This window comes from Dysgonomonas sp. 521, from assembly GCF_010501055.1.
In the GTDB taxonomy this organism is placed as follows: Bacteria; Bacteroidota; Bacteroidia; order Bacteroidales; family Dysgonomonadaceae; genus Dysgonomonas.
On record NZ_QVMO01000161.1, the window covers coordinates 1 to 4,613 of the forward strand.

The 4,613-nt window shown below is 37.0% G+C and carries 6 protein-coding genes; 5 read left to right on the plus strand and 1 reads right to left on the minus strand.

The annotated features are described in order from the left end of the window. Positions 1-149 precede the first annotated feature (149 nt). The 4 genes from D0T84_RS21370 (at position 150) to D0T84_RS21385 (ending at position 2,408) form a co-directional block, all read left to right on the plus strand. Complete coding sequence (locus D0T84_RS21370) at positions 150-587, plus strand: LexA family transcriptional regulator (RefSeq protein WP_163309958.1); 438 nt, start codon at positions 150-152, stop codon at positions 585-587. Continuing rightward, positions 584-916: a hypothetical protein gene (locus D0T84_RS21375; protein WP_163309959.1), complete on the plus strand. Its 333-nt coding sequence runs from the start codon at positions 584-586 to the stop codon at positions 914-916. Before D0T84_RS21370 ends, D0T84_RS21375 begins: the two co-directional genes overlap by 4 nt. Next, the gene (locus D0T84_RS21380; RefSeq protein WP_163309960.1) at positions 913-2,166 is read left to right on the plus strand and encodes a Y-family DNA polymerase; all 1,254 of its coding nucleotides are present in this window, start codon (positions 913-915) and stop codon (positions 2,164-2,166) included. Before D0T84_RS21375 ends, D0T84_RS21380 begins: the two co-directional genes overlap by 4 nt. A gap of 65 nt (positions 2,167-2,231) precedes the next feature. Next, the gene (locus D0T84_RS21385; RefSeq protein WP_163309961.1) at positions 2,232-2,408 is read left to right on the plus strand and encodes a histone H1; all 177 of its coding nucleotides are present in this window, start codon (positions 2,232-2,234) and stop codon (positions 2,406-2,408) included. Between the two features lie 68 nt (positions 2,409-2,476). Here D0T84_RS21385 and D0T84_RS21390 read toward each other — a convergent pair whose 3' ends face one another. Then, positions 2,477-3,700 carry a site-specific integrase gene (locus D0T84_RS21390; protein ID WP_163309962.1) on the minus strand — a complete coding sequence of 408 codons (1,224 nt, stop codon included), beginning with the start codon at positions 3,698-3,700 and terminating at the stop codon, positions 2,477-2,479. A gap of 650 nt (positions 3,701-4,350) precedes the next feature. Between D0T84_RS21390 and D0T84_RS22675 the strand changes: the two genes are divergently transcribed. After that, positions 4,351-4,613, plus strand: a 263-nt coding sequence (locus D0T84_RS22675; protein ID WP_370525460.1) for a hypothetical protein, incomplete at its 3' end; no start/stop codon positions are given.

Consider the following 4,613-nt stretch of genomic DNA (forward strand, 5'->3'; position numbering starts at 1 on the left):
ACTTTTGCTCATGAGCTTAATTTTGTTTTGTTGCTACTACAAAGATAAGCAGAAGAGCGGATTTTTTATTTTTTAAAAGTTCGCTCTGTTTTTTACCGGACAGTAGTGAAAGATTATATTAACCAATACATTCTTTACATTTGTAATTGATGAAGAAAAATCCTACACTTGAAATATTCAAAGCCGATACCGGTGCCGAATTGCTATTACCGATAGCGGACGAAGGCATTAAGGCAGGATTCCCGTCTCCCGCTCAGGACTTCATGGATTTGGCTATCGACCTGAATAAGGAGTTGGTAAAGCATCCCGCCGCTACATTTTATGGCCGGGTAAAAGGCGACAGCATGATCGATGCCGGTATTTATGACGGAGATATCCTGATTATCGACAAATCGCTCGATCCCCGTGACGGAGATATGGCAGTCTGCTATATCGACGGAGAATTTACCATCAAACATATCAAAATAGAAAAAGATATCATTTGGCTGATTCCTGCCAATGAGCAATATAAACCGATTAAAGTAACCGAAGACAACGATTTTCTGATCTGGGGAATCGTAACTTATTCGATAAAGAAACAGAGATGAAAAATAAAAACTCCGTAATTTCTTTTGTTTGCTTTTCATTAACAGGAATTGCCGCATTCATGCTTTTTGCCGGATTATTCACTGCCAGTTGGGATTATGTTATTGAGCATTGGGAAGATACAGCTTTCGTTTTGGGACTCGGCACATTTGTCCCGATTTCATTTTTCACAGGATTATATTTTTTAATAAAGAGCATTCGTATAAAAGAAACCTTATTCTTGCTGCCGACAATTGTCGGTATTTTAGTATTCTTATTCTGCTTAGTATATTATTTTATGGTACTACCGAATATCATCGAATTATACCAAATAAAATTGGGTATCAAATGAACTATGGCTTGATAGACTGCAATAACTTCTTTGTTTCCTGCGAACGGGTTTTCAATCCCTCGCTGAACAATCGTCCTGTCGTTGTACTGAGCAACAATGACGGATGCGTTATCGCCCGCAGCAACGAAGCCAAAGCATTGGGTATAAAAATGGCTGTACCCTTCTTCCAGATTAGGGATTTGGTAAAGAAACACGATATAGCCGTTCATTCGACCAACTTCACCTTGTACGGCGATATGTCGGCAAGAGTAATGGCAGTTCTATCGGGGCTTGTCCCTGAACTTGAACAGTATTCCGTGGATGAAGCATTCCTTAATCTGTCGGGCATCAGCGATTTGGATGCTTATAGCAGGCATATCATAGATACAACAACCAAATGCACGGGTATCCCCGTATCTCTCGGAGTTGCCCCGACTAAGACATTAGCTAAGATTGCCAATCACTTTGCCAAGAAATACAAAGGTTACAAACAGCTTTGTATCATCGACACGGAAGAAAAGCGGATAAAAGCCCTGCGAAAAACAGCAATAGGCGAAGTATGGGGTATCGGACGCAATTATACACGCACATTGGAATACCACAGTATAAAAACCGCCTACGACTTTACTCAAAAAAGCCGTTCGTGGGTAAGGCGTAAGATGTCCGTTATCGGGGAGCGCACTTGGATGGAGTTACAGGGAATACCCTGTATAGGAAAGGACGATCTTGAAACGGATAAACAGCAAATATGCACTTCCCGAAGTTTCGGACAACCCATAACTGAATACAACAATCTGTTGGAAGCGGTAGCCTCTCTGGCTTCCTTATGCGTCAGTAAGCTGAGGAAACAAAAATCTGTAACAAAAGGTGTTTATATATTCCTGCAAACCAACCGTTTCAAGGATGAAGTGTATAAGCCGTCAAAGATTATCCCCTTATCATTTTATACGGCTGATATAGCGGAGATAATCGGCTATTGCCGCAAAGCCCTTGATTCCATCTATATGCCTGACATGGAATATAAACGGACAGGGGTAGTATTAGCGGATATAATACCGGAGGAATATTCAACGGCAGATTTGTTCGACCCCATTGACAGGGAAAAGCAAAAACGGCTGAATGATGCATTGGACGAGATAGCCAAAAAGAACGGCAGAGAAGCTGTGAAAGTCGCTGTTCAGGGAAACGGTTATAAGCCGAATATCCGGCAGGAGCATTTATCCCGGCGATTTACCACTAATCTGAATGAGATAATTGAAATAAAAGCATAGGGTATATTTGCAATACATAAAATGATTTTATCTTTGCCTGAATTTTAAAATAAACGAAAAACGATATGAAAAATTTAGTAGAGAATTTGAATCAATTATTTGCAGACTTCACTAAAGATGCGGCTTCACAGGTAGAAAACGGAAATAAAGCGGCAGGAACCCGTGCCCGTAAAACATCTTTGGCAATCGAGAAAGCCTTGAAGGAATTCAGAAAAGTGTCGATTGAAGAAGGAAAGAAATAAATTCCGATATTGCATAAAAAAAGAAATAGTCCGAGAGCTTTTCCCGGACTATTTTATTAGATTTCAAATCAGCTGATTCTTCGTTTTTTTCTATTGTATGTCTTAGCTAAATTATCCATATCCGAACTTAGTTTTTTATCTACAATCCGGGCATAAATTTGTGTCGTTCTTATGTCCGTGTGTCCAAGCATTTTCGATACTGTTTCAATAGGCACTCCATTCGCTAAAGTAACAGTCGTTCCGAATGTATGGCGGCTGACATGGAATGTGAGCTTTTTTCCTATACCACAGATTGTTGCGATTTCTTTCAGATATTCATTTGTCTTTTGATTGGAAACTACAGGCAGGCATTTTCCGTCTTTTTGACTTCCTTTATATTTAGCTAGTATCTCTTTTGGTATATCCAGTAAACGGATATTCGCATTTACATTGGTCTTACTCCGTTTTGTCATTACCCACAGGTTTCCATCAAAAGCCTCCTGTATATTATCTTCGGTTAAATTGGAAACATCAATATAACTGAGACCGGTGTAGCAGGCAAAAATAAACACATCCCTAATCTGCTCCAAACGTCCTGTTATAAATTCTTTGTTATAGATTGTGTCAATTTCCTCCTGGGTAAGTATTTCTCTGTCTACAGACTCAAAATGCACTCTAAAACTTTGGTAGGGATCTGCCATTACTTCTCCCATGTTTTTGGCGAAATAGACTATTTTACGAAGGCGTTGCATGGTTTTCATTGAAGAGTTGTTCTCACATTTACAATCTTTGCGAAGATATAGGTAGAAGTTCTCCAATACTACAGGTGTAAGATCTCTTATAGGTATATCAGATACATTATATTTTTGTTTTAAGAAATCTTGTACCCGTTCTTTTACCAGTTTATATCTGATAAACGTTGTGCGAGTGGTATTAACTCCAACCCTGTTTTCATATTGCTGGTTATGTAAATCAATATACTCAACTAATGATTTGGCTCCTTTTTCAAGACCTAAGACCTGATTCCTTATCTTTTCGGGCATAGCATAGCCGTAATCTTCCATTTGTTTGTCATAACTTTTTCGGATGGCTACTCTTAAGTTGTCCAGGGCAATATTGATATCAGCTGCTTCTTTTGAGCGGCTAATGACTTTGCCTGCTTTTGAGTCCCATATAGCAGGATCAACATTTGCTTTACTGTTGAACTGGACTGATTCTCCATTTACAGTTACCTTAACCATAATAGGCACTGTTTTGTCTTTTCTGGGTTGGTTCTTTCTCAGATAGAAAAGTGTTCTGAATGTTGACTTCATAATCTTCAATTCTTTTAGTTACAAATTTTTGTTCTTTTGTTTTGAAGAATACCGGACAACTCTTCGACAATACGCAGTAAATGAGAGTTTTTATTCAAAAACAACTACTATTATTACTCAAAACTAAAGTAGTAGCGATTTAGTAGTTGTTTTCGGTTTTTTGAAGTCTTTTTTATGTCTTGGCGAAGTCTCCTTTGGAAGATTAGTCAATAAAAAAAGTCTTCTAAAACATTAGTTTAGAAGACTTTTCTGTGTCTTTGGCTTCGAACTGTCTTTTTAGTTCTGTTCCTCAAGTGATCCAAGTGGGATCACAATCTTTATCTCATAATCATCGAATAACCAATTGTTTACAATAATCTAAAAAATAGATGGTAACGAATTGGTAACGATTTAATTTTATCCTATTTTGTCTGTTCTGACTTCATATTGTCCGCTAAACAATACAGGTTCAAATCTACACATAATTAACTTATTATCCAAATCTTTGATTGTGAATATTCTAAGCTTTTGTGTAAAGTGCAAGTCTATCTATACAATAGTTCGTTATAAATAGATATAATTGATTGATTTTCAACAAAATAAGCATTAAATAACTTGGATAGTTCGCTGATTATCAATATCTTAGTAGATTGACCAAAATCTATAAAGTAATGACAACCAACGAATATCCAAATGCTAATGCATTTATACTTAATACTTTAAGTTCAGATATTTTTTCAAATATCAAGCAGACAAGAAAAAATTTTATATTCCACCTGCTAATGTTTTATTTAGGCATTAAAGGTAAAATAAATTTCTTGCAACTTGCTCGTTTTTCTCGGTACTGTGAACAATATTTTAGAATAAATTTCGAGAATATATTCAATTTTCAGGATTTTAATTTTACGCTTATTTCCATGCAGAAGATAAAAGA

What these genes read in the sequence shown, in the direction of transcription:
- D0T84_RS21370 (WP_163309958.1), top strand. Translation starts at nt 150, where the DNA reads ATGAAGAAAAATCCTACACTTGAAATATTCAAAGCCGATACCGGTGCC.
- D0T84_RS21375 (WP_163309959.1), top strand. Translation starts at nt 584, where the DNA reads ATGAAAAATAAAAACTCCGTAATTTCTTTTGTTTGCTTTTCATTAACA.
- D0T84_RS21380 (WP_163309960.1), top strand. Translation starts at nt 913, where the DNA reads ATGAACTATGGCTTGATAGACTGCAATAACTTCTTTGTTTCCTGCGAA.
- D0T84_RS21385 (WP_163309961.1), top strand. Translation starts at nt 2,232, where the DNA reads ATGAAAAATTTAGTAGAGAATTTGAATCAATTATTTGCAGACTTCACT.
- D0T84_RS21390 (WP_163309962.1), bottom strand. Translation starts at nt 3,700, where the DNA reads ATGAAGTCAACATTCAGAACACTTTTCTATCTGAGAAAGAACCAACCC.